This is a genomic window from Cohnella rhizoplanae (assembly GCF_948329515.1).
GTDB classification, from domain to species: domain Bacteria; phylum Bacillota; class Bacilli; order Paenibacillales; family Paenibacillaceae; genus Cohnella; species Cohnella rhizoplanae.
The window spans coordinates 78764-105715 of sequence record NZ_CAOJCN010000005.1 but is presented as its reverse complement, the minus strand read 5'-3'; the positions used below and the strand labels follow the sequence as shown (position 1 = coordinate 105715).

General features: G+C 62.7%; 22 protein-coding genes. 18 read left to right on the top strand and 4 right to left on the bottom strand.

The window, feature by feature from the left end; all coding sequences use genetic code 11:
- The first annotated feature begins 20 nt into the window (after positions 1-20).
- The 5 genes from PQG80_RS10580 to PQG80_RS10560 all read left to right on the top strand — a co-directional run bounded on the left by PQG80_RS10580 (position 21) and on the right by PQG80_RS10560 (position 4685).
- Positions 21-1220 (top strand): low temperature requirement protein A, encoded by a 1200-nt coding sequence (locus PQG80_RS10580; RefSeq protein WP_271751278.1) that lies wholly within the window; start codon positions 21-23, stop codon positions 1218-1220.
- A gap of 309 nt (positions 1221-1529) precedes the next feature.
- Positions 1530-1934, top strand: a complete 405-nt coding sequence (locus PQG80_RS10575; protein WP_271751277.1) for a DoxX family protein — start codon at positions 1530-1532, stop codon at positions 1932-1934.
- 53 nt (positions 1935-1987) lie between these two features.
- On the top strand, positions 1988-2959 hold the full coding sequence (locus PQG80_RS10570) for a ring-cleaving dioxygenase (RefSeq protein ID WP_271751276.1): 972 nt from the start codon (positions 1988-1990) through the stop codon (positions 2957-2959).
- A 64-nt stretch (positions 2960-3023) separates the two neighbouring features.
- Complete coding sequence (locus tag PQG80_RS10565; RefSeq protein WP_271751275.1) at positions 3024-4022, top strand: type I glyceraldehyde-3-phosphate dehydrogenase; 999 nt, start codon at positions 3024-3026, stop codon at positions 4020-4022.
- 102 nt (positions 4023-4124) lie between these two features.
- Positions 4125-4685, top strand: a complete 561-nt coding sequence (locus PQG80_RS10560; protein WP_271751274.1) for an NADPH-dependent FMN reductase — start codon at positions 4125-4127, stop codon at positions 4683-4685.
- Positions 4686-4746: 61 nt separating this feature from the next.
- Here PQG80_RS10560 and PQG80_RS10555 read toward each other — a convergent pair whose 3' ends face one another.
- A complete protein-coding gene (locus tag PQG80_RS10555; protein ID WP_271751273.1) occupies positions 4747-6717 on the bottom strand; it encodes an alpha-amylase family protein in 1971 nt (656 codons plus the stop codon).
- Positions 6718-6867: 150 nt separating this feature from the next.
- Between PQG80_RS10555 and PQG80_RS10550 the strand changes: the two genes are divergently transcribed.
- Positions 6868-7743 (top strand): helix-turn-helix transcriptional regulator, encoded by an 876-nt coding sequence (locus tag PQG80_RS10550; RefSeq protein ID WP_271751272.1) that lies wholly within the window; start codon positions 6868-6870, stop codon positions 7741-7743.
- 125 nt (positions 7744-7868) lie between these two features.
- Here PQG80_RS10550 and PQG80_RS10545 read toward each other — a convergent pair whose 3' ends face one another.
- A complete protein-coding gene (locus PQG80_RS10545; RefSeq protein WP_271751271.1) occupies positions 7869-9701 on the bottom strand; it encodes a cache domain-containing sensor histidine kinase in 1833 nt (610 codons plus the stop codon).
- Between the two features lie 4 nt (positions 9702-9705).
- A complete protein-coding gene (locus tag PQG80_RS10540; protein WP_271751270.1) occupies positions 9706-11358 on the bottom strand; it encodes a helix-turn-helix domain-containing protein in 1653 nt (550 codons plus the stop codon).
- A gap of 217 nt (positions 11359-11575) precedes the next feature.
- On the opposite strand from PQG80_RS10540, the gene PQG80_RS10535 reads away from it, so the two are divergent.
- From PQG80_RS10535 to PQG80_RS10500, 8 genes are all read left to right on the top strand, one after another.
- On the top strand, positions 11576-12976 hold the full coding sequence (locus PQG80_RS10535; protein WP_271751269.1) for an ABC transporter substrate-binding protein: 1401 nt from the start codon (positions 11576-11578) through the stop codon (positions 12974-12976).
- 80 nt (positions 12977-13056) lie between these two features.
- On the top strand, positions 13057-13959 hold the full coding sequence (locus PQG80_RS10530) for a carbohydrate ABC transporter permease (RefSeq protein ID WP_271751268.1): 903 nt from the start codon (positions 13057-13059) through the stop codon (positions 13957-13959).
- A 10-nt stretch (positions 13960-13969) separates the two neighbouring features.
- The gene (locus PQG80_RS10525) at positions 13970-14809 is read left to right on the top strand and encodes a carbohydrate ABC transporter permease (protein WP_271751267.1); all 840 of its coding nucleotides are present in this window, start codon (positions 13970-13972) and stop codon (positions 14807-14809) included.
- Between the two features lie 30 nt (positions 14810-14839).
- Positions 14840-15781, top strand: a complete 942-nt coding sequence (locus PQG80_RS10520; RefSeq protein ID WP_271751266.1) for a dihydrodipicolinate synthase family protein — start codon at positions 14840-14842, stop codon at positions 15779-15781.
- Positions 15768-16475: an N-acetylmannosamine-6-phosphate 2-epimerase gene (locus tag PQG80_RS10515; protein WP_271751265.1), complete on the top strand. Its 708-nt coding sequence runs from the start codon at positions 15768-15770 to the stop codon at positions 16473-16475. Before PQG80_RS10520 ends, PQG80_RS10515 begins: the two co-directional genes overlap by 14 nt.
- Positions 16472-17500 (top strand): ROK family protein, encoded by a 1029-nt coding sequence (locus PQG80_RS10510; RefSeq protein WP_271751264.1) that lies wholly within the window; start codon positions 16472-16474, stop codon positions 17498-17500. The genes PQG80_RS10515 and PQG80_RS10510 overlap by 4 nt, the downstream gene beginning before the upstream one ends.
- Positions 17497-17955 carry a NanQ anomerase/TabA/YiaL family protein gene (locus PQG80_RS10505; RefSeq protein ID WP_271751263.1) on the top strand — a complete coding sequence of 153 codons (459 nt, stop codon included), beginning with the start codon at positions 17497-17499 and terminating at the stop codon, positions 17953-17955. The genes PQG80_RS10510 and PQG80_RS10505 overlap by 4 nt, the downstream gene beginning before the upstream one ends.
- Positions 17956-18304: 349 nt before the next feature.
- Entirely contained in the window at positions 18305-20434 is a 2130-nt protein-coding gene (locus PQG80_RS10500) for an alpha/beta hydrolase family protein (protein WP_271751262.1), read from the top strand.
- Positions 20435-20611: 177 nt separating this feature from the next.
- Here PQG80_RS10500 and PQG80_RS10495 read toward each other — a convergent pair whose 3' ends face one another.
- Positions 20612-21517, bottom strand: coding sequence for an AraC family transcriptional regulator (locus tag PQG80_RS10495; protein WP_271751261.1), 906 nt, complete (start codon positions 21515-21517; stop codon positions 20612-20614).
- Between the two features lie 129 nt (positions 21518-21646).
- Here PQG80_RS10495 and PQG80_RS10490 point away from each other — a divergent pair, with 129 nt between their 5' ends.
- From PQG80_RS10490 to PQG80_RS10475, 4 genes are all read left to right on the top strand, one after another.
- Positions 21647-22768 carry a Gfo/Idh/MocA family protein gene (locus tag PQG80_RS10490; RefSeq protein WP_271751260.1) on the top strand — a complete coding sequence of 374 codons (1122 nt, stop codon included), beginning with the start codon at positions 21647-21649 and terminating at the stop codon, positions 22766-22768.
- A gap of 191 nt (positions 22769-22959) precedes the next feature.
- Entirely contained in the window at positions 22960-23955 is a 996-nt protein-coding gene (locus PQG80_RS10485) for a Gfo/Idh/MocA family protein (protein WP_271751259.1), read from the top strand.
- A gap of 151 nt (positions 23956-24106) precedes the next feature.
- Positions 24107-25177: a LacI family DNA-binding transcriptional regulator gene (locus tag PQG80_RS10480; RefSeq protein ID WP_271751258.1), complete on the top strand. Its 1071-nt coding sequence runs from the start codon at positions 24107-24109 to the stop codon at positions 25175-25177.
- Positions 25178-25544: 367 nt separating this feature from the next.
- A complete protein-coding gene (locus PQG80_RS10475) occupies positions 25545-26882 on the top strand; it encodes an ABC transporter substrate-binding protein (protein ID WP_271751257.1) in 1338 nt (445 codons plus the stop codon).
- Positions 26883-26952 lie beyond the last annotated feature (70 nt).

Genomic DNA, 26952 nt, shown 5'->3' with positions numbered 1-26952 from the left:
CGAAGAGGAGGATCGCCGGCATGGCGCGTGTGCATCACAGACCCGAATGGTTTCGCAGCAGAGGCCTGAGCGATTCGGGCAAGGTATCGTTTATCGAACTGTTTTTCGATCTCATCTTCGTTTTCGCCGTCACGCAGCTGTCCCATTCGCTGCTCGAGAACTTCACGTGGACCGGCGCGCTTCATACGGCGATGCTGACGATGGCCGTATGGTGGGCGTGGAACTATACCACCTGGGTCATCAACTGGCTGAGCCCGGACGCGCTTCCCGTGCGCATTATGCTATTCTCGCTCATGCTGATCGGCCTTATTATGTCCACTTCGATTCCCGAGGCGTTCGGACATGCCGGCCTGTACTTCGGCATCGCCTATGCGGCGTTCCAGATCGGACGCACCGCCTTCGCCGTATGGGCGCTCGGGCACGGCGCGCCAGTCAACCGGATTAACTTGGTGCGCATCCTTTGCTGGCTGATCCTCTCCGGCGTCTTCTGGATCGCGGGCGGAACGCAGGAGGACGAGGTCAGGCTGCTGCTGTGGGGCGTCGCGTTGTTCATCGACTATCTCGCGCCGTCGCTCGGATTCTGGGTGCCCCGGATCGGCCGTTCCACGGCGGAGGATTGGGCCGTCGAGGGGGCTCACATGGCGGAGCGGGCCGGACTGTTCATCATTATCGCGCTCGGAGAGTCCATTCTGGTCACGGGCGCTACCTTTGGCGGCTTGGAAAGGAATATGGAGACGGTGCTGGCCTTTCTCGTTTCCTTCGCGGGCACGGTGTCCTTGTGGTGGATCTACTTCGAGACGACCTCGCGCATCGGCCATCATTACATCGTCAATTCCTCGGTGCCCGGGCAGTTGGCCAGAGCGGCCTACACGTACACGCACCTGCTGCTTGCGGCGAGCATCGTGCTGTCGGCCGTCGCGGACGAGCTGCTGCTTGCGCATCCCGCGGGTCATATGGAAACGGGGGCGGCGCTGGTCATTCTGGGTTCGCCGGCGCTGTATCTGCTTAGCAACATGATCTTTATCCGGATCGTATCCCGCACGTTCGCCGTACCTCACGCGACGGGCCTGGCAGCCCTGGCCGTGCTCGCGCTGTTCGCCCGCGAGCTGACCCCGCTGGCGCTGTCGGCCGCGGCCGTCTTCGTCTTGGTCGCGGTGGCCGTATGGGGGAGCCGGTTTTCCAGCCGCCTTTGCACGCTCGCTCCAGAGCGCCATCATTAGTTGCGCGGTCGGGCGATCAGCCGCCGGCGTCCATCCGAAGCGATGGGGCCGGCGGCTTTTTTGTATTTAAACTGGGGTGTTGACATATCGCACGAAATCAAGTATCTTTAATTCAAGAGATAAACGAACCGCGAACAACCAAAGAAACGAAACGAATAAACAATGAAATGAGGGAATTACGCCATGGCTAGCTCACAAGCGTTACAGGTTGGGATGCGGCGGGAGCCGATTTAGAATATGAAGTTTTCGACTGCCTAATATCTTTAATTAAAGAAAGTCAAATTAAACATTTTAAAGGAGAGAATTATCATGTTGGATACAGGATTGCTGATTATTCGGATCGTCGTCGGATTGTTGTTCGTGGGGCATGGCGCGCAAAAGCTGTTCGGGATGTTCGGCGGCTACGGGCCGAAGGGGACGGGCGGCTGGATGGAATCGATCGGCATCAAGCCGGGCGTCGCGATGGCGGTGGCGGCGGGGTTGATGGAGCTGGTCGGAGGCGCGTTGTTCGCGGTCGGCCTGCTGACGCCGGTGGCCGCGGCGCTCATCGCGCTCGCCATGATCGGCGCCATCGTGAAGGTGCACGCGGCCAACGGGCTGTGGGCTACCGCCAACGGTTACGAATACCCGCTCGTGCTGCTCGCCATCGCCATCGGAGTCGCGCTCACCGGCGCCGGCGCATATTCGCTCGACAACGCGCTGAACCTATTTTAAACCGGCCCTAAGGCTCTACTGAATCCCATTACCTATACAAGGAGCGATCGATCATGACCATTCAAACCGCAGGCATCCACCATATCACGGCATTCGCAAGAAATCCGCAGGAGAACGTAGACTTCTACGCTGGCGTGCTGGGTCTCCGGCTCGTGAAGAAGACGATCAACTTCGACGCCCCCGAGGTGTACCACCTCTACTTCGGCGATAAGACCGGCAGCCCCGGCACGATCATCACCTTCTTCCCGCATCCCGACTCCCGCAAGGGGCGCGTCGGCGGCGGCCAGGTCGGCGTGACCACGTACGTCGTGCCGGTCGGGGCGCTGGCCTACTGGGAAGAGCGTCTCGCAAGCTTCGGCATCTCCTTCGAGCGGACGTCGCGCTTCGGCGAGAGCTACGTACAATTCGAGGACAATGAGGGCCTGCGTCTGGAGCTCGTCGAACGTGAGCAAGGCGCGAACAGCGAATGGTCGTTCGGCGGCATAACGGCGGACAAGGCGATCAAGGGTTTTGGCGGCGCCATCCTGTTCAGCACGAACGTCAAGCAGACCGGGGCGACCCTCGAGCATGTGCTCGGCATGGACCGGATCGGCGAGGAGTCGGGTTATACTCGCTTCCGGGCCTCCGGCGACATCGGCAACATCGTTGACGTTCCGACCGCCGACATGCCGTGGGCGACGCCCGGCGCCGGCACGATCCACCATATCGCCTGGCGTGCCAAGGATTTCGATGAGCATGTAGAATGGCAGCAAAAGGTGAGCGGGGCCGGCTTCCATCCGACCGAGGTCATCGACCGCCAGTACTTCAACGCCATCTACTTCCGCGAGAGCGGCGGCATCCTGTTCGAGATCGCCACCGATCCGCCCGGCTTCGCGAACGACGAGCCGGCCGACGCCTTGGGCGGCAAGCTGATGCTCCCGTCGTGGTACGAACCGCACCGCGAGCAGATCGAGGCGAACCTGATGCCGATCGAGGTGCGCGAATTAATGCCCGAGGCTCTTCAATCGGGACGGGATTCGGTGTAAATTGAGAGAGATACAAATACGGCTGTACCGCACTACAAAATTCGATTCATAACGGAGGGCAAACATGGGCAAAATCGCGGTATTCGGATTCGGACGCATCGGCAGGCAGCTGCTCAGGGTCGCTCTTCAAGACAATCTATTCGTGCCGGCATCCATCTCGGACATCAAGGACGAGGCCACGCTGGCCGCGCTGTTCGAGGTAGATACTAATTATAAAAGGTGGCCCGAGGCGGTATCCGGCGGCGAAGGCCGCATCGTGATCGGCGGCCGGGACATCCCTTATATCAACTCCGCCAGCGAGGTGCCGGACTGGAAGGCGCTCGGCGTGGACCTGGTCATCGATTGTACGGGCAGAGCCGTCACGCGATCGGTCGCCCAGGTTCACCTGGACCGCGGCGCGAAGCGCGTGCTCGTCAGCGGACCAAGCAAGACGCTGGACGACTGCGACGCCGTGCTCCTGAAGGGCATCAATCTCGACCAATTCGACCCGGACAAGCACAAGATCATTAGCATGGCGAGCTGCACGACCAACGCGCTGGCGCCCGTCGTCAAGCTGGTGCGCGAGAACTACGGCATCAAGCACGGCCTGTTCTCGACCGTCCATTCCTATACCAACACCCAGTCGCTGACGGATCAGCCGATGAAGGATCGCCGCGATTCGTGGGCCGCCGCGGAGAATATCATCCCGTCGTCGTCCGGCGCGGCCAAGGCGCTGAAGTTCATCTGGCCCGATCTGCAGATCACCGGCAAGGCCTACCGGATCCCGACCCGCACCGGCAGCATCGCCGAGCTCAACCTGATCACCGACAAGCCGGTCACGGCCCAAGAGATCAACGATATGTTCCGGGCTGCGGCCGCGGAGGGAGAACTGAAGGGCGTGCTCGACGTGCTGGAAGGCGAATGGGCGTCCTCGCGCATCGTCGGCGATTCGCACTCTTCGATCATCGACCTGCCGCTGACGCAGGTGCAGGGCGACATCGTATCCATCGCCGCCTGGTACGACAACGAGTGGGGCTACGCCTCGCGGCTCGCGGAGGTCGCGGCTCACCTCGCGAACAACTAACTGAAGCAACGGGACGGCCGGCAGTCAGCCGGTCGTCCTTCTTTTTTCGGACGCCGATGTCGCTTAGCGAACGGATCGGAATTACAGGAGGAGGCGTATTATATGAAAAAGATCGGCATGATCGTGGGCAGCTTGAGGGAGCATTCGTACAACCGCATGATCGCGCAGACGATTCCCGAGCTCGGCCTGAGCGAAGCTTCATTCGAGTTGATTTCCATCGCGGACCTGCCTTTATACAACGGAGACCTGGATCGGGAGGAAGGACCTGCAGCCGTGGAGGTCTATCGCGAAGCGATCCGGCGCGCGGACGGCATCTTAATCGTGAGCCCCGAGTACAATTCGGGAACGCCCGGCGTGCTGAAAAACGCGCTGGACTGGGCCTCGACGCCGACCCGTACGGCGGCGCTCATCCACAAGCCTGCGGGTATCGTTGGCGCTACGCCAGGACCCAAGGGTACGATTCTGTCGCAGCAGCAGATCCGTCAGACGCTGGAAGCGGCACAGGCTTGGGTGCTGCCTTTTCAGAAAATGTACATCTCCCAGGTCATGGACAAGGTGGACGCCGAGCAGGGGCGCCTGACCGACGAGACGACGCTTAAGTATCTGCGCCGGTACGTCGAGTCGCTGCTCGGCTGGATCGATCAGTCTCGCTCGCTGAAATAAAATTTAACCGGGGGGCGTATACGCCCCCCGGTTAAATGCCGTTCTGCCGGACCTATCCAGGTCAGTCGAACTGAATGACGACCATCTGATGGCATTCGACCACGGGCACCGTATAGGCGACCGAGCCGGCCTCGCTGCGGAACGGCAGCTCCGTCATCTGCGGCGCCAGGTATACGCTGCGGACGGGACGGTCCGTGCGTACGGCGCACGCGACGTCGCGGATCGGGATCAGGTCCTCGACGATCTCCACGTTGCGTCCGCGGCGGACGGGAGAGGCGTACAGCAGGTGGTGCACAAGACGGCGCTGGGCGGGCTGCGACTGCAGCGTGGTCACGCCCTGCGCGGGCAGCGCGGTCGCGAGCGTCGGCGCTGCGAGCAAGCGGCTCAGCGCATAGTCCACCATCTGGCGCAGCACGAGGCTGCCGTGCTCGGCATAGTCGCCGAAGACGTTCCAGGCGATGTAGACGCCCGCGTCGTGCTCCACTATGCCAGGTTCGCGGTTTCGCTTGTCGTTGGGCGTATGCAGGTGGGACGAGAAGGAGAAGACGTCCCGGTTAAAATAAGGGTTCTGGCGGTAGCCGAGCACCCGGCCGCCGGCGGCTTCGATGCGCTGACCTTCGCCGTACATGACGGCGGAGGCGCCTTCGCCCGGGCCGAACGGTCCCGCGGGCACCAAGTAATCCGGTCTGTACGGATGGGCGCTGATCCAGCGCGCGCCGAAGTCGATCGCAAAGCCGGAGCCGTCCGGGCGCAGGCCGGATTCGCCCGTCGCGAGCACCTTGCCGCCTTGGCCGACATAGGCCGCCAGCTTCGCTTCGATCTCGGCGTCGGCCGGGATCCGGTCCGGCAGGATCAGCACGGGGTAAGCGGTCCAATCGGACTGCATATCCACGACGTCGAACAGGCGGTTCGTCTCCAGCAGCATCCGCACGGCGCCTCTGTCGGCGTCCGCGACGTTATCGCCGGCGCCGCGGTGACGGCCGGAGGCTTCCACGCCGAGGACGGCGATATCGGCGACGTTAACCGTCCCTTCGCAACAACCCTCTTTTTCCTCCACTTCCTTGTACGCTTCTCCGATCAGCCGGTACGTGGCTTCGTCCATCAGGCCGTCGGGATGCAGTTGATCCCCCACGGAGCAGCCTGCGCCGTTGGCCAGACTCAGAGCAGCCTCATACCGCAGCGCGTTCGGATGCTTGTAGCCGCCGAATTCGCCCCAGGACAGGTGGAACTTGCCGGTCATGCCGAGAAAGGGGCGCCCGAGCTGCTGCACGTACCGCGCGGACAGCGGGAAGTGGTCGTAGCCCCAGCCGCCCGTCGGCAGCGATTCCAACTCCAGATGATGCGTATTCAGGAACGCAAGGTCCCGTCTTCCTTGGGGAATATGACCGCCGTTATGGAATACCGGCAGGTCGGGGCGATGCCGATGGACGGCTTCGTTCGTCCGCTCCGCATACCGGAGATACGCGCGTTCGCGAAGTGGCCGCATGGCGGTCTTGTCGCGCGGATCGACGCCCGCCTCGCGCGCGGTTCTGACGCAGAATTGGCAGTAGCATTCGCGGACGCCGACGATATCGAGGAAGATGCCGTCCGCGTCGTAATGCTGGACGACCTCCTCGATCTGCGCGACGAGCACGTCGAGATACGGCGTGTTCATGCAAAATTCGTGGTAGCCCGGCGAGAGGAAGTCGGGCGCCCACTGCGTCTTCTCGTCGGCGCGGCGGACCAGCCATTCCGGTCGGGTGCGCGCCAGCTTCTCGTCGAGGCCCGCGGACAGATAGACCGGCGTCTTGACGCCGATCGCGTGCGCGGCCTCGATCTGGGCGCCGAGCAGGTCGAACGCGAGCTGCGGGTGCATCTCGTTCGCGGTCGTAGGGTGGTACGCCCAGCCGTGATGGCATTTGGAGAAGACGGTGATCGAATCTACGTGTCCCAGCTTGAGCATCGACTGGAATTGGTCCGCGGAGAACGACGAGCCGATGCCCTCGATCAGCTCGGAAGTATGGAAGTCTAAGTGGACTTGGCGAAAACGCATGACGATAACCTCCAGCGAATCGTTCTGTTTGCCTATCAGTGTAAAGCGCCCGCACCTCTTCCGATAGTTATAGGAACGACAGTATCTAGCACAAAACCGACTTCTCGGATTATGATGGGTGCAAGAGGCAGGCGAGCAAGGAGGGATGTCGTGGATAGTATACAGTGGCAGATTCCGCCGATGCCGCAGCTGGTGACTGCGGGACACGGAACGTGGCGCCCGGGCATGCAGCATTTCCGGCGTTCCTTCGATCTCTACGACATCGTATTCGTGAAGTCCGGGTGCTTGTACATGGCGGAAGACGGCATCGAATATACGATCGGGCCCAACCATCTGCTTGTACTCGAGCCGGGAAAAGCGCACGAGGGGTGGCGGCCCTGCGAGGTGCCGACGGAGTTGTATTGGTTCCATCTTAAGCACGATTCCGAACATCGCGTAGTTGCCGCAGACGATATTCCATGGTCGCTCGTGCTTCGCACCGGGACGGACAAGGATCTGCAGCCGGGCGTGCAGCCCGTTTATATCCCGAAGTTCGGAGCCTTCCGGATGGACGAGGCGTGGGCGGCGCTGGAGCTGCTGGTCAGGCTGCATGACAGGCTGACGGTCGACGGGGTATGGCGCATGCAGGCGGCATTCGTGCAGCTGCTGTCCGTCATGCAGCAATTCGTGCGGGGCTCGGCGGCCGAGACCCGTTCGAGCCGACTGGCGGCGGACGTGTCCGCTTATTTGCGCCGCACCGCATGCGAGCCGTTCGAGATCGAGGCGCTGGAGCGCGAATTTCATTTCCACCCGGACTATATCGCCCGCTGCATGAGACGGCACACCGGCATGAGCCCGGTCGAGTACGTACGCCACGTTCGGATCGACCGGGCGCGCAGGCTGCTGGAGCACTCGCCGGAGCTGTCGGTGCGACAGGTCGCGGAGGCCGTGGGGATCGCGGACGCCAACTATTTCGGCCGGCTGTTCCGCAAGGAAGCGGGCATGTCGCCCGCCGCGTATCGCAGGCTGCACGCGGGTTACGCTTAGATTGTACGTCTTAACGCGCGGCGACACCGACTTCCCGCGCAATAGCGGCGGGCGTGGCCGGGCAAGATGGATGAAGAAATAACCCGTTCCCGTGGCGCTAGCGCCCGGGCGGGTTATTTTCGCCCTCAGCCAGCCGAATCTCCCGCGGACGGCAGGTAAGGCACGGTGATCGCGACGCAGGTGCCTTCGCCGGGGCGGCTATCCACTTCGAGGCCGTAGGCATCGCCGAAATAGAAGCGGATGCGGTCATGCACGTTCTTGACGCCGATATGCTCGGCGTCCAGCGTATCCGGCGGGCTCTGCAGGCGTTCGCGCAGCTCCAGGAGACGCTCTTCCTCCATGCCGACGCCGTCGTCGCGCACCTCGATCCGCATGTTGTTGCCGCGGATCGTCGCCTCGACCTCGAGCAGTCCCGGGCCCGCCCGTCGCTCGAGACCGTGGACGATCGCGTTCTCGATGATCGGCTGCAGGAAGAAGTGCATGACGGGCGCCCGCTCGCAGCCCTCCTCGAGCCGCTCGGCGTATCGGATCTTGTCGCCGAACCGCATCTGCTGCACCTGGATGTACAGCCGTACGGTGGACAGCTCCTCGGCCAGCGTGACGGTCTCTTTGCCTGTCTGGATATAGGTGCGGAACAGCCGTCCGAGCAGACCGACCATCTCGCTGATGTCCCGCTGGCCGCTCAGGATCGCCTTCATCTGGATCGACTCCAGCGCGTTCGCCAGGAAGTGCGGATTGATCTGGCTCTTCAGCGCGCCGAACTGGGCGACCTTCTCCTGCGCCCTCATGATGGACGCGCGCTCGATGTGCGCCTGCAAGTCTTCAACCATCTTGCGAATGCCCTGATAGAGCACGCCGAATTCGTCCTGCCGGTCGCTGCTCAGATTGACGTCGAACTGTCCGCCGCCTACCATCCGCACCTGTCGGCTGAGCTGCACGATCGGTCTCGTGACGCGCCTGGACAATACGTACATAAGCAGCAGCGCTGCGGCCAGCGAGCAGCCCGCGAGTCCGAGGATGATCAAGCGCAGCATCTCCGCGTTTTTCGTCATTTCCTTTTCCTCGATAAACTGAATGACCTTCCAGCCGGAATACGGCGAGGTGACGTAGTTCACGAACGAAGGCGCGCCGTCGACCTGAGCGTAGAAGCTGTCCTTGTCCAGCGACAGCCTCGACTCCAGCGGTCCGATATCCTTGTTCTCCGCGAGGACGGTGTTCGTCTGTTCCCGCTCGGACGCGTAGACGACGCCGCCCTTGTCGTCGACGATGATAAAGCTGCGGTTGCTGTTCTCCGACAGATTCAGAATCTCCCGCAGCGAGTCGAGCCGGATGTCGATCAGGATGACGCCGATCTGCTGCTTGCTGCCGACCTTGTTGATGACTCGCGCGATCGAGATGACCGACTCCCCCGAGTCCAGCCGGTGGAACGGCCGGTGCGCGCCGAACAGCACGACCTTGCCCTTGGCCGCCAGCGTGCGCTTGTACCATTCTTCCTCCGCGAAGCCGCTTGCGTCGTAGTCGGACCGGTTGAACTCGGACGAGTAGAAGACGCTGTCGCTCGCGTAGATCCGCACGCTGTCGACATTTTTGATCGTCATCTCGATGGAGCTGATGAAGTGCTCGATCACGTAGCCGTACTGGAGCCGTTTGTCCTCGGTGCTTTCCGTCTTGTTGACGGCCCATTGCTCGAGCGCCCCCTGCAGCTGGCTGTCCATCTGGGAGCCGAGCGTACCTTTTTCGATGTTCTGCAGGTACTGATCGATGTTGAAGCTCAGATTCGTCAGGATCAAGTCAGAGCTCTTTTGATACTCGTTTTTCACCGTCTGCAGCGAGAACAGGTAGATGATGACCGACAGAACGAGCAGCGGAATGGTAATGGTCGCGATGACGAGGATAAAAATTTGGTGGTTGACCCGCTTGAAGCGGATACCGCGGGGCCAGGGCCGGTTTTCGCGCATCTCGTCACGTTCCCATCTGCTTGCGGTATTCGGTCGGCGACATCCCGGCGACGCTGCGGAACGTCTTCACGAAGTGCTTGTAGCTCTTGTAGCCGCACATCGCGCACACTTCGGTTACGAGCAGCTTCGGATTTTCCAGATAGCGCTTCGCATGGCGGACGCGGATCTCCGTGACGAAGGCCAGATAATTGATATTCAGCTTGCTCTTGAAGAGCCGGCTCAGATAGGAAGGGTTGTAATAAAAGCGGTCGGCGACCATCTGCAGCGTCACGTCTTCGTTCAGGCGCTGCGTCACGAACGCTTCGATCTGTTCGAAAATGAGCGCATCCTGCGGCGCGGGGCGGCTCTTCCCGGCCCGGTAGACGGCGCCAAGCTGGACGATCCATTCCGCGAGCCAGCCGAACAGCCGCTCCGCGTCCCGGAAGTCCGCGACGAAGGACAAGTCCAGCAGCGTGACCGAATAGATCTCCTCGACCTCGATGCCGTGCTTGTACGCGAAGCGCAGACAGTCGCCTACGATCTCCTGAATTAAGGCCAGCCAGCGGTCGGGCGTCTGCTTCGCATCCGCTTGCGCGGAGCGAAGCCCCAGCTCGCGCAGCCATCGGCGGGTCTCCTCGGCGTCGCTCTGCTCATGCGCCAGGCAGGCCGCGAGCATCGCCTTGTCCTTGGGATCCAGCCCATGCGGCGGCCGCCCGCCCGTTACCACTGGCGCCTCTCTCGGCTGCGCGAAGAAGCGGCGGTCCGGGTAGAAGAAGCGGCCGATGAGCAGCCGCTCCGCTTGCCTCCACCCGCCCGCAGCCTCCCCGGGCACGGTCGCCGCCGCGCCGGCCGACAGGTAGAAGCAGGGAGCGAGGCCGCCGGCCGACTCGCGCATCGCTTGCTCGATTCGAGCTGCGTCCGGCGCAAGGTCGGCCGCGCCTCCTTCGCACCGCACGATCGCGAGCGCGTACAACGTTCGGCGATGAAAATAGCAGAGCGTGCGCGTGCCGGGGCAATCGGGGTACAGCGCGGAGACGGCCGATCCGAGCAGCGCTTCGGCGAGCGCCTGCCATTGGTGTCCCGCCTGCGCTCCGATCTCGGGAATGTAGGCGAGCACGAGCGGGCGGTATGCGAGCGGCGTGTCGAAGCCGGCGGAGGCGAGCCAGCGCTCTGCTCTGCCGTCATCCTCGCCGTCCAACAACGACTTGACGAGCAAGCCGCCCTGCAGCGCGTCATGCGCCTCCGCACGCAACGTGCCGGCCGCGCTGGCCGCACGCTCGGCGGCAAGCGCTTCCAGACAATCCCGGATGGCGGCCAGGCTCTCCTCGTACTGCAGGGGCTTCAGCAGATACGCCGAGATGCGGCCGAGCCGGATCGCCTGCTGCGCGTACGCGAAGTCGTTGTATCCTGTCAGGATCACGTACCTGGCATCGGGCAGCGCGGGATGCAGGCGCTCGATCATCTCCAGGCCGCCGAGCTCGGGCATCCGGATGTCCGTCAGGACGAGATCGGGCCGCTCGCGCAGGGCGACCTCTATGCCCTCCGTTCCGTTTTCAGCCTCGAAGATCTCGGTCACGCCGAGCTCCGGCCAGTCGAAGTAAAGCTTCAGTCCCTCGCGAATGAGCGGCTCGTCCTCTACAATCATCAGCTTGTACGTATGGATCACCTCTGGCTGCATGGCCGCTGAATTTCGCCGGCGACGGCTTATGAACCCCATTATACTTGAAGAAAGGACGTTTTAGGGCCGTCAAGCGAGCCGGGGAGCAAATAGTCAGAATCGGACCCCGGAAGTAAAGGATGGGGTATTTTCGCAAACGGTTGCAAGCCGTATGCTTGATTAAGGAAGCGGGGCCCGCAAATTCCGACAAATCAATCATGGCACGGGGGGGAACGGTATGGCAGCGATTAGAAACAAGCTCGGAGCCGTCATCGGCGCAGGACTCGTACTGACGATGCTGGCAGGCTGCAGCGGCAACTCCAATTCGAACGGCGCGACGCCGTCCGGCTCGGCAGGCAGCGCTGCGGGGGCATCGGGCACGGCATCGGCAGAGGCCAAGCCCGTCGAGATCACATGGTGGAACTTCCCGAACTATCAGGCACTCGACGGCGAGGTCGGAAAATACGAGAAGCAGATCATCGCCGCCTTTAACGGGAAGTATCCGAACATCAAGGTCAATCTCGAGATGATCACCTTCGACGGCGGCCCGGAAAAGCTGAACGTCGCCATCGCCACGAACTCGGCGCCCGACGTCATCTACGACGCCCCGGGGCGGATCGTCGACTGGGGCAAGAAGGGCCTGCTCGCGCCGCTCAACGACATGGTGACGGACGAAGTCAAGAGCGACATCTCCGATGCCTTCTGGAAGCAGTCCTCGGTCGGCGACCAGATCTATATGTACCCGATCAACACCGCGCCTTTCCTGATGGCCGTCAACAAGACCGTCTTCGAGAAGATCGGCGCGCTGGATCTGCTGCCGCTCGACAAGCCGGACCGCACCTGGACGCTGGCCGAATACGAGAAGGCGCTGCAGGCGGTCAAGGAAAAAGCGCCGGATGTCATCCCTTCGGGCTTCTTCGCGAAGAGCCAGGCAGGCGACCAAGGGACTCGGGCTTACATCGCCAACCTAGGCGTATCCCGCTTCCTGAGCGAGGATAACGGCAAGGTGGCGATCAATACGGACAATGCCGCCAAGGCGCTCGACTGGATCGTCAAAGGCTCGAAGGACGGCCTGGTCGTATCCGGAGCCGCATCGCTGGCGGCCGCGGACGTCAACGACCTGTTCCTGCAGGGCAAGCTCGCCTTCACGCTGAACTACTCGGCCGTGCTCAAGGCGCAGAACGTCCCGAACAAAAAGGTGCCGTTCGAGGAAGTGCTGCTGCCGTTCCCTACGCTTGACGGCTCCGAGCCGAAGCTCGAGCCGTATGTCGGCGGCATGGCGATCTTCGACAACGACAGCGCGGAGAAGGTCGAGGCAGCCAAAAAACTGGTCGACTTCGTCGCGAACGACGAGGTATGGGGCAAAAAGAACATTATCCAGACGGGCGGTCTGTCGGTGCGGAACTCCGTCACGGGGCTGTACGGCGACGACAGCGAGTACAAGTATTCCGAGCTCGCCCGCAAGTTCATCACGGACCCGCCTACCGTAGCGGACGGCTACGCGGACATCCGCACGTTCTGGTTCCCTGAATTGCAACGCGCCCTGCTCGGCGCCTCGACAGGGAAGGAGGCGCTCGACGCCTTCGCGGAGAAGGCGAACAAGGCGATCGCGGACGCGAAGGCGAAGGCTGGCAAGTAACGTATCCCGTCAGCGCAGGGGAGCGGCAAGCCGAGAGGGGGCCGCTCCCCTGTCGCGACCGGGTGAAGGAGTGAAAGAGAATGTCAACCGCGGCTCTCCATGCGCCCAGAAGACGCAAGCCTTGGCGGGAATGGCTGGCAAGCTATCTGTTTTTGCTGCCCGCGCTCGGTTTCTTCCTGTTGTTCGTCGTTTATCCGATGGGCAAAGGCATATATATCAGCTTTTTTGACTATTCGCTAAGCGACTTCGATTATGTAGGCTTGGACAATTATCGCAACTTGCTGCGGGACGACGTCTTTTTCAAGTCGATGCGCAATACGCTGCTCCTCGTCCTCGTGACCGTGCCGGCCGTCATCGCGTTCTCGCTGTTCGTCGCGATGAGCATCTACAAGATGAGAGCGTTCGGCCGTTCCTTTTTCCGAGCCGTGTTCTATCTGCCCGCCGTCTCGTCCGTCGTCAGCATCACCGTCGTCTGGGCATCGATCTACCATCCCAACTACGGTCTGCTGAACTACGTCACCGGCTTGTTCGGCGCCGAGCCCGTCGCCTGGCTGGGGGACACGCGGACCGCGCTGCTCTCGATCATTGCCGTGCTCGTCACGACCTCGGTCGGACAGCCGATCATTCTCTACGTGGCTTCCCTCGGCAACATTCCGGCCTCCTACATCGAGGCTGCACAGATCGACAGGGCGACGCCCTGGGTGATATTCAGGAAAATCATTTGGCCGATGCTGATGCCAACGAACCTATATATCATCGTCATCACGACGATCAACACTTTCCAGTGCTTCGCGATTATCCAGCTGCTGACCAGCGGCGGGCCGATGTACAGCACCTCGACCGTCATGTACGGCGTGTACGAGCAAGCCTTCAAGCTGGGCCACTTCGGCGTCGCTTCGGCGATGGGCGTCATGCTGGCGATCGTTATCGGCATTATTTCATTCATTCAATTCAAGTACTTCGGCAGCGACGTCGAGTATTAGGAGGGGCAGCATGAGCGACCATACGATAACGAGATCCAGGCTGTCCCTGACCCGGCCGCTACTGACGGCGTTGCTGGTGCTGGCCGCGTTATTCTTCATCTTTCCGTTCTACTGGATCCTCACGGGGGCCTTCAAGATCCAGAACGTCGCCGTGGCCTACCCGCCCGAGTGGTTCCCGCTTGCGCCGACGGTACAGAACTTCATCGATTTGTTCAAAAATCCCGTGCCGCGCTGGACGTTCAACAGCTTCGCGGTGGCGGCGGGCGAGATGCTTGGCGTCTGCATCGTCGCCTCGATGGCCGGTTACGCGCTGGCGAAGAAGTCGTTCCCCGGCCGCAACCTGATCTTCATCCTCTTCGTCTCCGCGATGGCGCTGCCCAAGCAGGTCATCCTCGTGCCGCTGTTCACGATGCTCGCGGATTTCGGGTGGATCAACACGTACAGAGGACTCATCCTGCCCGCGATCGGCTGGCCGTTCGGCGTGTTCCTCATGAAGCAGTTCGCCCAGACGATCCCGAGCGAGCTCATGGAGGCGGCCAAGATGGATGGCTGCGGGGAGCTGCGGATGTTCGGGACGATCATGCTCCCGATGCTGAAGCCGGCGATCGGCGCGCTCGCGATCTTCACGTTCGTCGGCGGCTGGAACGATTACTTCAGCCAACTCATCATGATCCGCTCGACGCTCATGATGACGCTGCCGCTCGGCGTGGCGACGCTGCAGGGCGAATACACGACGCCTTACGGCGTGCTGATGGCCGGGGCGGCGATCGCTTCCCTGCCGATGATCGCGATCTTCGTGCTGTTCCAGAAGGCGTTCACTCAGGGCATCACGATGGGCGCAGTCAAGTAACTTGAAGGAAACAAGGGGAGGACGATCAGGATGGCATACGATATCGAACGGTTCAAGGGCATCATCGTAGCGATGTACGCCTGCTACGACGAGCAGGGCGAGGTGAGCGCGGAAGCCGCCCGCAAGCTGGCGCGTTACTACGCGACGGCCGGCGTGAAGGGACTATACGTCGGCGGCAGCAGCGGCGAAGGGATGCTCCAGACGGCGGACGAGCGGAAAAGAACGCTGGAGGCCGTCGTGGCGGAGGTCGGCGGCGAGCTGACGGTCATCGCGCACGTCGGCGCGCCGTCGACGCGCGAGAGCGTCGAGCTGGCGCGGCATGCCGAGCGGATCGGCGCACACGCGGTTTCCGCGGTACCGGCCATCTACTATCGGCTGTCCGCGCGCAGCGTGCAGGCGCATTGGCAGGCGATCATAGACAGCACCGAGCTGCCCTTTATCATCTATCATATTCCGCAGACGACGGGCTTCCACCTGTCGCCGGAGCTGCTCGCGGCGATGGCCGCGCAGCCCAAGGTGATCGGCGTGAAGATCTCGGCCGAGAGCACCTACGAGCTGCAGCAGTTCAAGGCGATCGGGGGCGAGGGCTTCCTCGTATTGAACGGCCCGGACGAGCAGTACGTCGCGGGGCGCGCGATCGGCGCGGACGGCGGCATCGGCGGGACGTACGGCGTCATGCCGGAGCTGTTCCTGCGCATCGAGTCGTGCGTCCGGGCGGGTCGCATGGAGGAGGCGCAGCGCTGGCAGTTCGTCGTGAACGAGCTGATCAAGGAGCTGCTCGCCTATCCCTCGCTGTACGGCGCGTGCAAGGCGCTGCTCCGCCATCGCGGACTGGATATCGGCGGCCCGCGGATGCCGCTGCTGCCTGTGGAGGAGGCGGACCTGCCGCGGATCGCGGCGCTGGACGCGCGGATCGCGGCCTTCGTCGCGCAAGCAAAGGCAGAGGAGGCAGCGGCGCATGGCGGCGTCTAAGTCGCTGTTCCCGGCCGGCGGGCTGATCGTCTCCTGCCAGGCGCTGTCGCACGAGCCGCTGCACGGCGGGGATACGATGGCCAAGATGGCGGTCGCGGCCGTACAATCCGGCGCGGTCGGCATTCGGACGAACGGGGTATTCGATATACTCACGATCAAGCAGGCCGTACAGGTGCCGGTCATCGGCCTGATCAAGCGGGATATGCCGGGCTCGGCGGTGTTTATCACCCCGACCTTGACTGAGGTCGCCGCGATCGTCGCCGCCGGCGCCGATATCGTGGCGATGGACATGACCGACCGCGAAGGCCGCCTGGAGGCGGTCAAGCCGCTCATCGCCTATGCGCAGAAGCATGGCGTCGCCGTCATGGCGGACGTGTCTACGCTGGCGGAGGGCATGGCGGCGGAGTCGCTCGGCGCGGACTATATCGGCACGACGTTGTCCGGTTACACGCCGTACAGCCGCCAGCAGGAAGCGCCGGATCTGGCGCTCGTCGAGGCGCTGAGCCGGGCGGTCCGCGCGCCCGTCGTCGCGGAAGGCCGGATCTGGACGCCCGAGGACGCCGCGAGGGCGCTGCAGGCGGGGGCCGCGCATGTCGTCGTCGGCAGCGCGATCACGCGTCCGCAGCTCATCGCCGAACGGTACGTGAAGGCTATGCGCGCGGCGGACGTGCCGGGGAGGCGGCCGGCCGAATGAGCGATATGCTGCAACAGAGCCAAGGCGCGGGGAGCGGCGCCCAGCCCGCGGGAGGTGCCGACCAGCTGCCGCGAAGCGCCGGCGCCTATGCGGTCGGCGTCGATGTCGGGGGAACGAAGATCAACGCGGGAGTCGTCGACGCTGAAGGGAACGTGCTGCATCGCATCTCGCTCGATACGATGGCGGGCAGGGCCGACACGGGCGAGCGCGTGGTCGCGGCCGTCGACCGCCTCATGTCGGAGACGCTCGGCGCTGACGCGCCGTGGAGAGGGATCGGGGTCGGTACGGCCGGGCAGGTCGACCGGGTGAGCGGAAGCATCCGCTCCGCGTCGGACCTGATCCCCGGCTATGCGGGGACGCCGCTGCGCGAGCTGCTGCAGGATCGCTACCGTCTGCCGGTGCGCGTGGACAACGACGTCAACGTGCTTGCGCTGACGGAGCAGCGCCTTGGAGCAGCCCGCGGCGTGCGGAGCTTCGTCTGTCTCGCGCTCGGCACGGGCGTCGGCGGCGCGGTCGTCGCGGACGGCGCGCTCCTGCACGGCGCCTGGGGCGCGGCGGGCGAGCTCGGCCATCTGTGCGTCGACTTCCGGGGCGCGCCCTGCGTCTGCGGGGGCCGGGGCTGCCTCGAGCTTTTCGCTTCGGGCACCGGCATTCGCGACCGGATGAACGAGCGCCTCGCCGCATCGGGCGGCGCGGGCCGGTGCGCGGACGCGCGGGAGGTATTCGAGCGCTGGCGCGGCGGCGACCCTGCGGCGGCGGCGATCATCGGGGATGCCGCGGCTGCGCTCGGCAGCGCGGCGGCCTCGCTCATCCACGCATTCAATCCGGAGCTCATCGTCATCGGCGGCGGCCTGGCGGAGGCGGGCGAGCCGCTGCTTGCCGGCATCCGGGCGGAGACCGCGAAGCGGACGATGCCCGCGTTGATGGCGGGGGTACGCATCGAGCCGGCGTACCGGGGCAATTGGAGCGGCATGATCGGCGCCGCGTTGCAGGTCTGGCAGCCGGCGGGGAGGGACGCGGAGTGATCTACGACCGGATCGACCGCATGGGCCTGTACGCGCACGGAGATACGCCGCTGGCGGCCGCGATGCGCGCGCTGCTCTGCGGACCGGCAGGCACGCCCGTTCAGGCGGACGGCGTGAAGTCGAGCCTCGTGCGATTCACGACGAGCCCGCTCGACGGGGCGCGTTTCGAGGCGCACAGGCGCCACGTCGATATCCATGTCGGACTGCGGGGGCGGGAGTACGTCGAGTGGGCGCAAGCGGATGAACTGACCGATTCGACGCGCTATGACGCGGAACGGGACACCTATTTCGGCGACTGCGTACGTCCGTTCAAGAATTCCCTGTGGTTGACGCCCGGCTTTTTCGTCGTTTTCTTCCCGCACGACGCGCATCTCGTCGGCCGGCATACGGACGAGCCCTCGGACGTGGAGAAGCTGGTCGCGAAAGCCGTGCTCCCGGAAGCGCCCGCGAAGTAACAGGCTTCGCAGGGTACGAGCCTTAGAAAAAAACACTATGGCGTCCGGCGGAAATTGTGCTATGATGAACGCAAAGTTAATGTCCGGTAGGAGAAAAGGAGACACCACAGCGATCGGCCGCGTTTCGCGCGCAGCCGGAAGTTGCGGTGTTTTTTCTCGTGCCCGGGGTCTTCCTGGCATGATCGCGAAGACAACCCGATAGGTATAAGTAGCTCTAGTACAACTCAGATCGCGGACATCGATCGCTTGGGGGGAGGTGGCTGTCAAAATGGCGTGATCGCTCTTTTTGATAGCGCTACCATAATGGCAACGTAATTCATTTTGATGAAAAAAGGGGACTTCGATCTCGATGGCCAAGATGAATCCGCTGATGAAAAAACCGTTCGGCTTGCTGGCTCTATCGCTGGCGCTCATCCTTGTCGGCAGCTTTTTGGCGGGCATGTTCAACACTTCGTTTTACAACGTGAAGGTCAAGGAGATCTCCTTCAAGGGCGATCACGGCACGCTGAACGCGCTGCTGTACATGCCCAAGGGAGCCGGCGCGAACGATCCGCGTCCGGTCATCGTGACGACGCACGGCTATCTGAATTCCAAGGAAATGCAGGATGCGCCGGCGATCGAGATGTCCAGACGCGGCTATATCGTGCTGGCGCTCGACATGTACGACCACGGCGACTCGCGGTGGAGCGCGGACATTCAGCCCAAGGATATGTTCGGCACGTTCTGGGTGTACTCCCAGTTCGACGCCGCGAAGTACGTGTACGGGCAGCCTTATACCAAGAAGGACGAGAAGGGCAACGCCTATATCGCGGTCAGCGGGCACTCGATGGGCGGCTTCTCCTCGCTCGTCGCGATGTACATGGACGAGATGAACGCCCTGCAGGCCGGGTACCGCATGATCTATGCAGGCATTCCCGCTGGCGCGGACTTCTCGTACGCCGCCGCGGTCGCGCCGCAGGATCAGATGCAGGCGGCGTTCGGCAGCCGGACGGTCGGAGTGGTCGCCGGCAAGTACGACGAATTCTTCTTCAACAAGTCGGATGCGGAGAAGAGCGCTTCGGAGAAAAAGGTGAAGGGCACCGTGACGAGCAAGAACTTCGCCTCGACGGCCTCCGGCGAAGCGTTCCTCGGCCTTCCATCCGGTACGACGGGCGAATCGGGCAAGTTCTATCAAGTGCAATCCGGCGATCTGAAGCTCGAGGACAAGGTCGTCCGTCCGTCGCAAGCCGGAGAGCGCGTCATCTTCACGCCGAATCAGACGCATCCGTGGAATCACTTTTCGCCTGCGGCGACCGCGGATCTCATCTCCTTTTACGAGCATGCCTTTAAGGGCGTAACCTCGCCGAACCAGACTCATGCGGATCTGGGGTCCGGCCATCAGATCTGGTGGCTGAAGGAAGCCTTCAACGCGGTCGCGCTCGTCGGATTCTTCCTGCTGTTCGTCCCGCTGATCACGCTGCTGCTTCGGGCGCCGTTCTTGCGCGGCGCGGTGACGGGTTCGATCTCTACCGTGTCGGCGCCTGCCGGCGGCAAGCAGAAGACCGCGTATTGGCTGGCCGTCGCGTTCTGTACGCTGATTCCCGCGATCCTGTTCCCGACGCTCATGGATAAGGGCGCCGACGGACTGCGCGCGCTGAAGATCGTCAGCCTGGTCCTGGCCGGTCTCGGCGTCGTCGCGTTCGCCGCCGGTTATGCAGGTGCCAAGTCGAGGACGGGCGCATGGCTGGTCAGAACGCGGATCGGCTCGCTGATCCTGGCGGTCGTCGCGCTGGTCATGTGGCTGGTCTTCCACAATGCGGGGGATCTCTTCCCGCTCGGCTCGTTCTTCAACGAACCCACCACCAACCAGATCGTGTTCTGGGCGCTCGTGTCGGCGGCGATCATGGTATTCGTCACCTTCGCGTTCCATTATTACGTCAAAAAGGATGCAGGCACGCAGTTCAGTCACTACGGCATCAGCCTGAATCCGACGACGATCGTCGCCAGCCTATGCGTCGCGGCGCTGGCTGCGCTGGGTGGGTACCTGCTCCTGTTCGGCGTGCAGGCGGCGTTCGGCACCGACTTCCGTCTCTGGGTGCTTGCGGTCCGCACGTTCGAGATGGAGCACTTTATTACGGCGCTGCGATATATGCCGTTTTTCCTCATCTACTACTTCGTCGGCACCGTGGCGCTCAACGCGAATACGCGGGGACAGCGCGGCGGCTACTTCTGGGCGATCGTGCTGAACGTAGGGGGGCTCGTGCTGTGGCTCGCCTTCCAGTACGGCAAGGACTTCATGACGGGCGTGGCGATGTACCCCGGGCAGGCACTCAACGGGATTCTGCTGTTCGCGCTGGTGCCGTGCCTCGCGGTCGCGGCGGTGTATTCCCGCAAGCTGTTCGAGAAGACGAACAACGTGTGGCTGGGCGCCTTCCTGAACACGATCCTGTTCACGATGATCGCGGTGGCGAATACGGCCCTGTTCTGGAATCTGGTCTGACGGCAGCGCCGTAAGCGTCGGCGAACGGACGATGGTAGCGTAGCTTGAGAAAAAGAGCCTGCGGACTTGGACTTGTCTGCAGGCTCTTTTTGCCGGGCGTCGCGGCGGTAAGCGGAGAAGCGAGGTCGCGACTGCAAGCTCAAAAAGTGAGCCTATGACGCGCGGTGCGGCGTCGTCTCAGTCCGTGCGGTTCTCGCGCACCGACCGATAGTACCCCGTGGGCGACATGCCGGCGTGCTTCCGGAACACCTTGCTGAAGTAATAGGGGTCGCTCAGTCCGGTCAGGTAGCCGATCTCGGCAAAGCTGAGGGGCGTCGCTTGGATCAGTTCCTTGGCATGGCCGATGCGGACCCGGTTGATATACCGGATGATAGGCAAGCCCGTCGTCTGGCGGAAGACGCGATTCAGATAGTCGAAGTTGCCGTCGAAGGCCCGCTCGATCTCCTCCCCGGTGATGCGGCGCGCGTAGTTCTGGTGGATATACTCGAGCAGGCCGTTGACCTTGACCAGCGCCTTGGCCCCGTTACCGCCCGAGCTCGCGAACGCCTCGGTGAGGTGCTGGCGCCCGAGTCCGACGAGCAGCTCGGCGAACTTGAGCGCGATCAGATGGCGGTTGTACTGCCGGCGGCCGTTCAATTGCAGCAGTTCGCCGAGCGCATGGAGCGTCTGGTGCAGGTACGGCTTGCCCAAGAGCGACATGAACTTGGGGACGTAGTAACGCGCATGTTCCCCGTCCTGCTCTTGCTCCGGCCCCGCGTCCTGCTGCAGCAGCGTGCGCCTGGCCAGCGCGATCGGATCGAGATCGTCCTGCCTGCGGATATCCGGGTGCCTGAAGTGAATATAAAAATAATCGCAAGCGCGCTTCTCGATGCCCTCGTGCTCGAGACCGGACTCCAGCAGCAGCGCATCGCCGCGCTTGAGCCTATAGGCCGTGCCGTCCTCCGCGATATGGAGCTCACCGCTCTTGATGAAGTAGAGGATATAATCGTCCGGGTTCCGCTTGAAGTGAAGCCAGGGCGACTGATAAGAGACGAATCCCGCTACCCGGACGCCCGGGACGAAGTCCGCACGGATGGACAGCATGACGAACCCTCCTCTCCCGCGCTAAAAAGTCGCTATCGTACATGTTAAGTCTTAATCGGACATTCTCCTTCATCTTAACACGGCCTATACTTGGAGGGGTAAAGATACGCAAAAGGAGCTGAACGATAGATGGCTGGATTCTCGATCGACAGGCCTGCGGGCGAGTCTGTGGAAGCGCTTGCCGCCCCGGGCGCCCGCCAGACGCGTCGTCTGGGCGTCGTGGGACTGGGCGGCATGGCGCTGGCCCATATCGAAGGGCTTCGCAAGCTGGAGGGCATCTCGATCTCGGCGATCTGCGACGTGCAGCAGTCGGCGTTGGACCAGGCCGGGGAGCGGTTCGGCATCCCGGCGGAGCATCTGCACACGGACTACGGCCGGCTGATCGCCGACGACGCGGTCGACGCCGTCGTCTCCGCGACCCCGAACGCGCTGCACGCGGAGGTCATGCGGCTGTGCCTGCTGGCAGGCAAGCCGTTTTTGTCCGAAAAGCCGTTCACGCGAACGTATGAAGAAGCCGAGGAACTGAACGCGCTCTACGCGACGCATCCGGTGCCCGCGATGATCGGCTTCAGCTACCGCTACACGCCGGCGTTCCGGCTCGCGAAGCGGATGCTGGATGAAGGCCGTATCGGCGCGGTGCGCAGCTTTTCGATCCAGTATCTTCAGGGCTGGGGCGCCGCCGTCTACAAGACGCCGTTCGTCTGGCGCTTCGACCGCAACGTTACCGGCACGGGCACGCTCGGCGATCTGGGCGCGCATATGGTCGACCTGGCGCATTATTTGTTCGGGTCGTTCGAGGAGCTGTCCGCGCGGCTGCAGACGCTCATCCCGGAGCGGATCGATCCGCGGACGGGCGAGGCGAGGGCCGTGGAGGTGGACGACTTCGCCAGCTTCCAATCGCTCATGGCGAACGGGGCGGCGGGATTGTTCCAGACGACGCGCAACGCGGTGGGCTCCGGCAACCAGCTGGAGGCGTCGATCTTCGGCGACGAGGGGACGCTGATGGCGAGCACGGAGCGGCCGGAGGAGGTCGTATGGATCCGCGTGGACGCGGAGACGGGCGAGCTCGTCCGGGAGACGCGCCGGTCGCCGCAGCGCGAGCGGCTGACGCAGTGGGAAGACTTCGCCGCGATGCTGAACGGGGAGCCGGGGCCAGGGCTGCCGGACTTCGGCGCGGGTTACGAGAACCAGCGGGTGCTGGAGGCGATCGTGCGCTCGCACGAGGAGAAGCGGACGATATCGCTGCGTTGACCGGTGACGCTTAATGGCATCGATATGCAATGGCATTCATGCTTAACGGGCTTAATCAAGCAGCGGGGGCGCCATCCCCCGTTGTTTTTACGCTCCTTTGTGAACGCGCGTTTAACTTTGGCCGAATCGCTTTGCAATCGTCTTCGAATCGGTTAAGGTAGAGTTATCTGAGGGGAAAAGGGGACTTGATCATGGCGGAACAACGCATCGTGAAATGGGGCATCATGGGACCGGGAGGCATCTCGGACAACTTCGCTACGGAGCTGCCGCACGCGCCGGGCGCGGAGCTCGTCGCCGTCGCGGGACGCTCGCTCGACAAGGCGCAGGCGTTCGCCGATAAATTCGGCATCCCGCGCGCTTACGGCAGCTGCGAGGCGCTCGCGGCCGACCCGGACGTCGAGATCGTATACATCGGCACGCTGCATCCGATCCACAAGGAGAACGCGCTGACGCTCTTGCGCGGCGGCAAGTCCGTGCTCTGCGAGAAGCCGTTCACGATCAACGCGGCCGAGGCCAGGGAGATCGCCCAGCTGGCCCGCGAGAAGGGCCTGTTCCTGATGGAAGCGATGTGGACGCGGTACTTGCCCGCGATCGTCAAGGTACGGGAGTGGCTGGACAGCGGCGCGATCGGCGACGTGCGCATCGTGAAGGCCGAGTTCGGCTTCGACGCGGGCTGGAATCCCGAGGGCCGGCTGCTGAACAAGGAGAAAGGCGGCGGCGCGCTGCTCGACGCCGGCATCTATCCGGTGTCGTTCGCGTCGATGGTGTACGGCGGGGAGCAACCCTCCAAGATCGCGAGCTCCGTCGTCATCGGCGAGACGGGCGTCGACGAGCAGTTCTCGCTGCTGTTCGAATACGGCGGCGGCCGCTCGGCCTCCCTGCACAGCGCGGTGCGCCTGTCCATGACCAACGAGGCCGTCATCTACGGCACGAAGGGGCGGATCGAAGTGCCGGGATTCCTGTTCGCCAAGGCCGCGACGCTGCACGTGAACGGGGAGGAGCCGGTCGCCTTCAAGCACGAGCTCGAGCCGTCCGGCCACTTCTACCAGGCGATCGAGGCGATGGAGTGCCTGCGCGCGGGCCGCAAGGAGAGCGAAGTCTTGACCGTCGACGAGACGGTTCGCATCATGGAGACGCTGGACCGGATCCGGGAGCCGTGGGGACTTAAGTATCCGAGCGAAGCCTGATCGGTCGAGCCGAAAATGTAAAAGGGAAGGACGATGAGCGGAGGCCAGCCTCTCTCGTCGTCCTTTTTTACGCGCTAAAATGTTGAAAAAAGTTAAAAAAGTGATTATGCTAAATTTAGAGTTTGTTAGTGGAAGGTTGGAGGAACGCAGGATGAAAAAAATAACGCTCCAGATGATCGCGGATCGGCTCGGCGTGTCCAAGGCGCTCGTGTCCAAGGCGCTCGCCGGAGATCCGGCGGTCAACGAGGGGACGCGGGAGACGATCTGGAAGACGGCGGAGGAGATGGGCTACCGGTTCCGCAACGCCAGGCGCTTCGGTCCGGACGCCCAGCCGGGGATCATGGCGGTGCTGATGCCGAGAGCTTATCTGGACGATATGGAATACTGGGGCAACGTAATCCAAGGGATCGAGCAGGAGCTGCTGCGCCACAACTTCAGCATGCTGCTCTCGAGCATCGATATCTCGCTGCCGCCCAAGGAAGGGCTGCTGTCCTCGATCGACGACCATCAGGTGAGCGGAGCGATCGCCATGGGCCATCTGCCCGACAGCTATATCGAGGCGCTCAAGGCCAAGCAGTTTCCGTTCATCATGGTGGATGCCAGCCGACTTGATCCTGAGGTCGATCATATCTTGGCCAATAATTACCTGGGCGCCTATGAAGCCACCTCGCATCTGCTCGAAGCGGGGCATCGCCGGCTCGGATTCGTGGGGGACGCCGATACGTCGTGGAGCTTCCGCGAGCGGTACCGGGGCTTCCGGGAGTCCGTAGCGGACTTCGCGTCGGCGCGCGGAGAGGCCGTCGAGACGCTCGTCATCGGCGGCATCGGCGTCAGCGGCAACGGAATGTATACGGCTCCCGCGCTCGACGAGCGGATCAAGGACGCCGTGCAGCGCGAGGCGCCTGTTACCGGCCTGTTCTGCGCCAACGACCTGTGCGCGTTCGAGACCTTGAAGCGGCTGGGGACGCTCGGTCTAAGCTGCCCGGAGGACCTCTCGATCGTCGGCTTCGACGACCTCACGCTGACCAAGCTAATGCGGCCTAACCTGACGACCGTGCGCGTGCCTAAGGCAGCGATCGGCGCGCGCGCGGCCGAGCTGATCCTGCGTCGCATTCAGGATCCCGAGCTCGTGCCCGAGCTCGTGCTGCTGGCCACCGCGCTGATCCGTCGCGACTCCGTCCGGAGCGTCGCTGCCGCCGGGGAGGCAGAGGCTCGCACGTAATCCATCCTGTGCAGGAACATGCGTCCTTCGCTTCGGCGAGGGGCGTTTTTTGTTATGCGCGATCGCTTGCCTCTCGTTCATACTGGAGCCCACTGGAAGCCACGCTCGACTCGCAACCACTTTAGAACGCCACCTTCCCACCCCTCGACTTTCGGAATTACGGTCCACCCGGCGCGGAGGATGCGCAGCGTAAGAGGCTTGATGGATTAAACACAAAACATGAGCATTAGTATTTAAACTTGTTAATTATACAAATGTAAATAAGTTATAAATAAATTAAATAAAAATGTTGAAGAAAAAATATACGTGTGTTAAACTCTGGAACTGTAAGCGGTCTCATCACCATTTTCCATAGGGGGATTCATCGATGAAAAAAGGTCTTACGCTGGCTGCCGCGATCGCGACGCTGAGCATGATCGCCACCGCGTGCGGAGGCAACGACAACAACAACGGCCATGCATCGCCGTCCGCTGCCGCCAGTCCGTCCGCTTCGGCGAGCGCATCTGCAACCGCTTCCGCCGCAGCTTCGCCCTCGGCCGATCCCGCAGCCGACATTAGCGGCACGATCACCTTCCTCACCAACCGCACGGACATGGTGGATAAGGAATACGTGGACTACGCCAAGCGGTTCAACGAGAAATATCCGAACGCCAAGGTCGAATTCGAGGCGATCACGGATCTCGACAAGAACACGAAGGTCCGTCTGTCCTCCGGCGAATACCCGGACGTCCTGCTGATCCCGACCATCCCGAATTCGGATCTTCCGAAGTACTTCGCGCCGCTCGACGACCTGGGCCTGAACGACAAGATCTACTTCAGCGACTACAAGGCCTCTGACGGGAAACTGTACGGCATCTCCGCTGGCGCCACCACGACCGGCATCGTTTACAACAAAAAAGCGTTCGCCGACGCCGGCATCACGTCGATCCCGAAGACGCTGGACGAATTCTACGCGGCCGCCGAGAAGCTCAAACAGAAAGGCATCGTGCCGTTGGCCTCCAACTTCAAGGATCAATGGCCGCTCTACCCGTGGGCATCCGAGGTTCCGATCTCCATTTCCGGCGACAAAAACCTGAACAACGACCGCATCAACTCCGACGCCCCGTACGCGATGGACAATCCATACGGTCAGGGCCTGACGATCGTCCGCACGATGTACGAGAAGGGCTATCTGGAGCCGGACGTCAACTCCACGAACTGGGAGCAGTCCAAGAAGGATATCGCAAGCGGCAAGTTCGGCATGTACATGCTCGGCAACTGGGTCATCCCGCAGGTCGTCTCGTCCGGCACGACCTCGGACAACGTCGGCTTCTTCCCGCTTCCGTACGACAACTCGGGCAAGACGAACGTGCTGCTCGCGCCGGACTGGGCTTATGGCGTCAACAAGGACAGCAAGCATCTCGAGACGGCCAAGGCGTTCGTCAAGTGGATGCTCGAGGATTCGGGCTTCGACGACTTCGCGGGCTTCATCCCGGTGCTGAAGGATAAGCAGGCCAACATGGCGCAGCTGACCGAGTTCCAGAGCTATGGCCCGACGACGATCGAAGCGGCAGCGGATTCCGAGGAATCGACCGCAATCGTCAACAAGGCGCAGATCGTCAAGGAAGCGATGGTGCAGGAATTCGTGCTCGCGAAGGACCCGCAGAAGGTCATCGACGCGTACAACAAGAAGTGGGCGGCAGCCAAAAAGGCGCTGGCGAAGTAAGCTGGACGCGCATCGGACCGCGCAGCGCCGACGGCGAGGGAAGCTTTTCCGAAGAGAGAGTCCTCTCCGC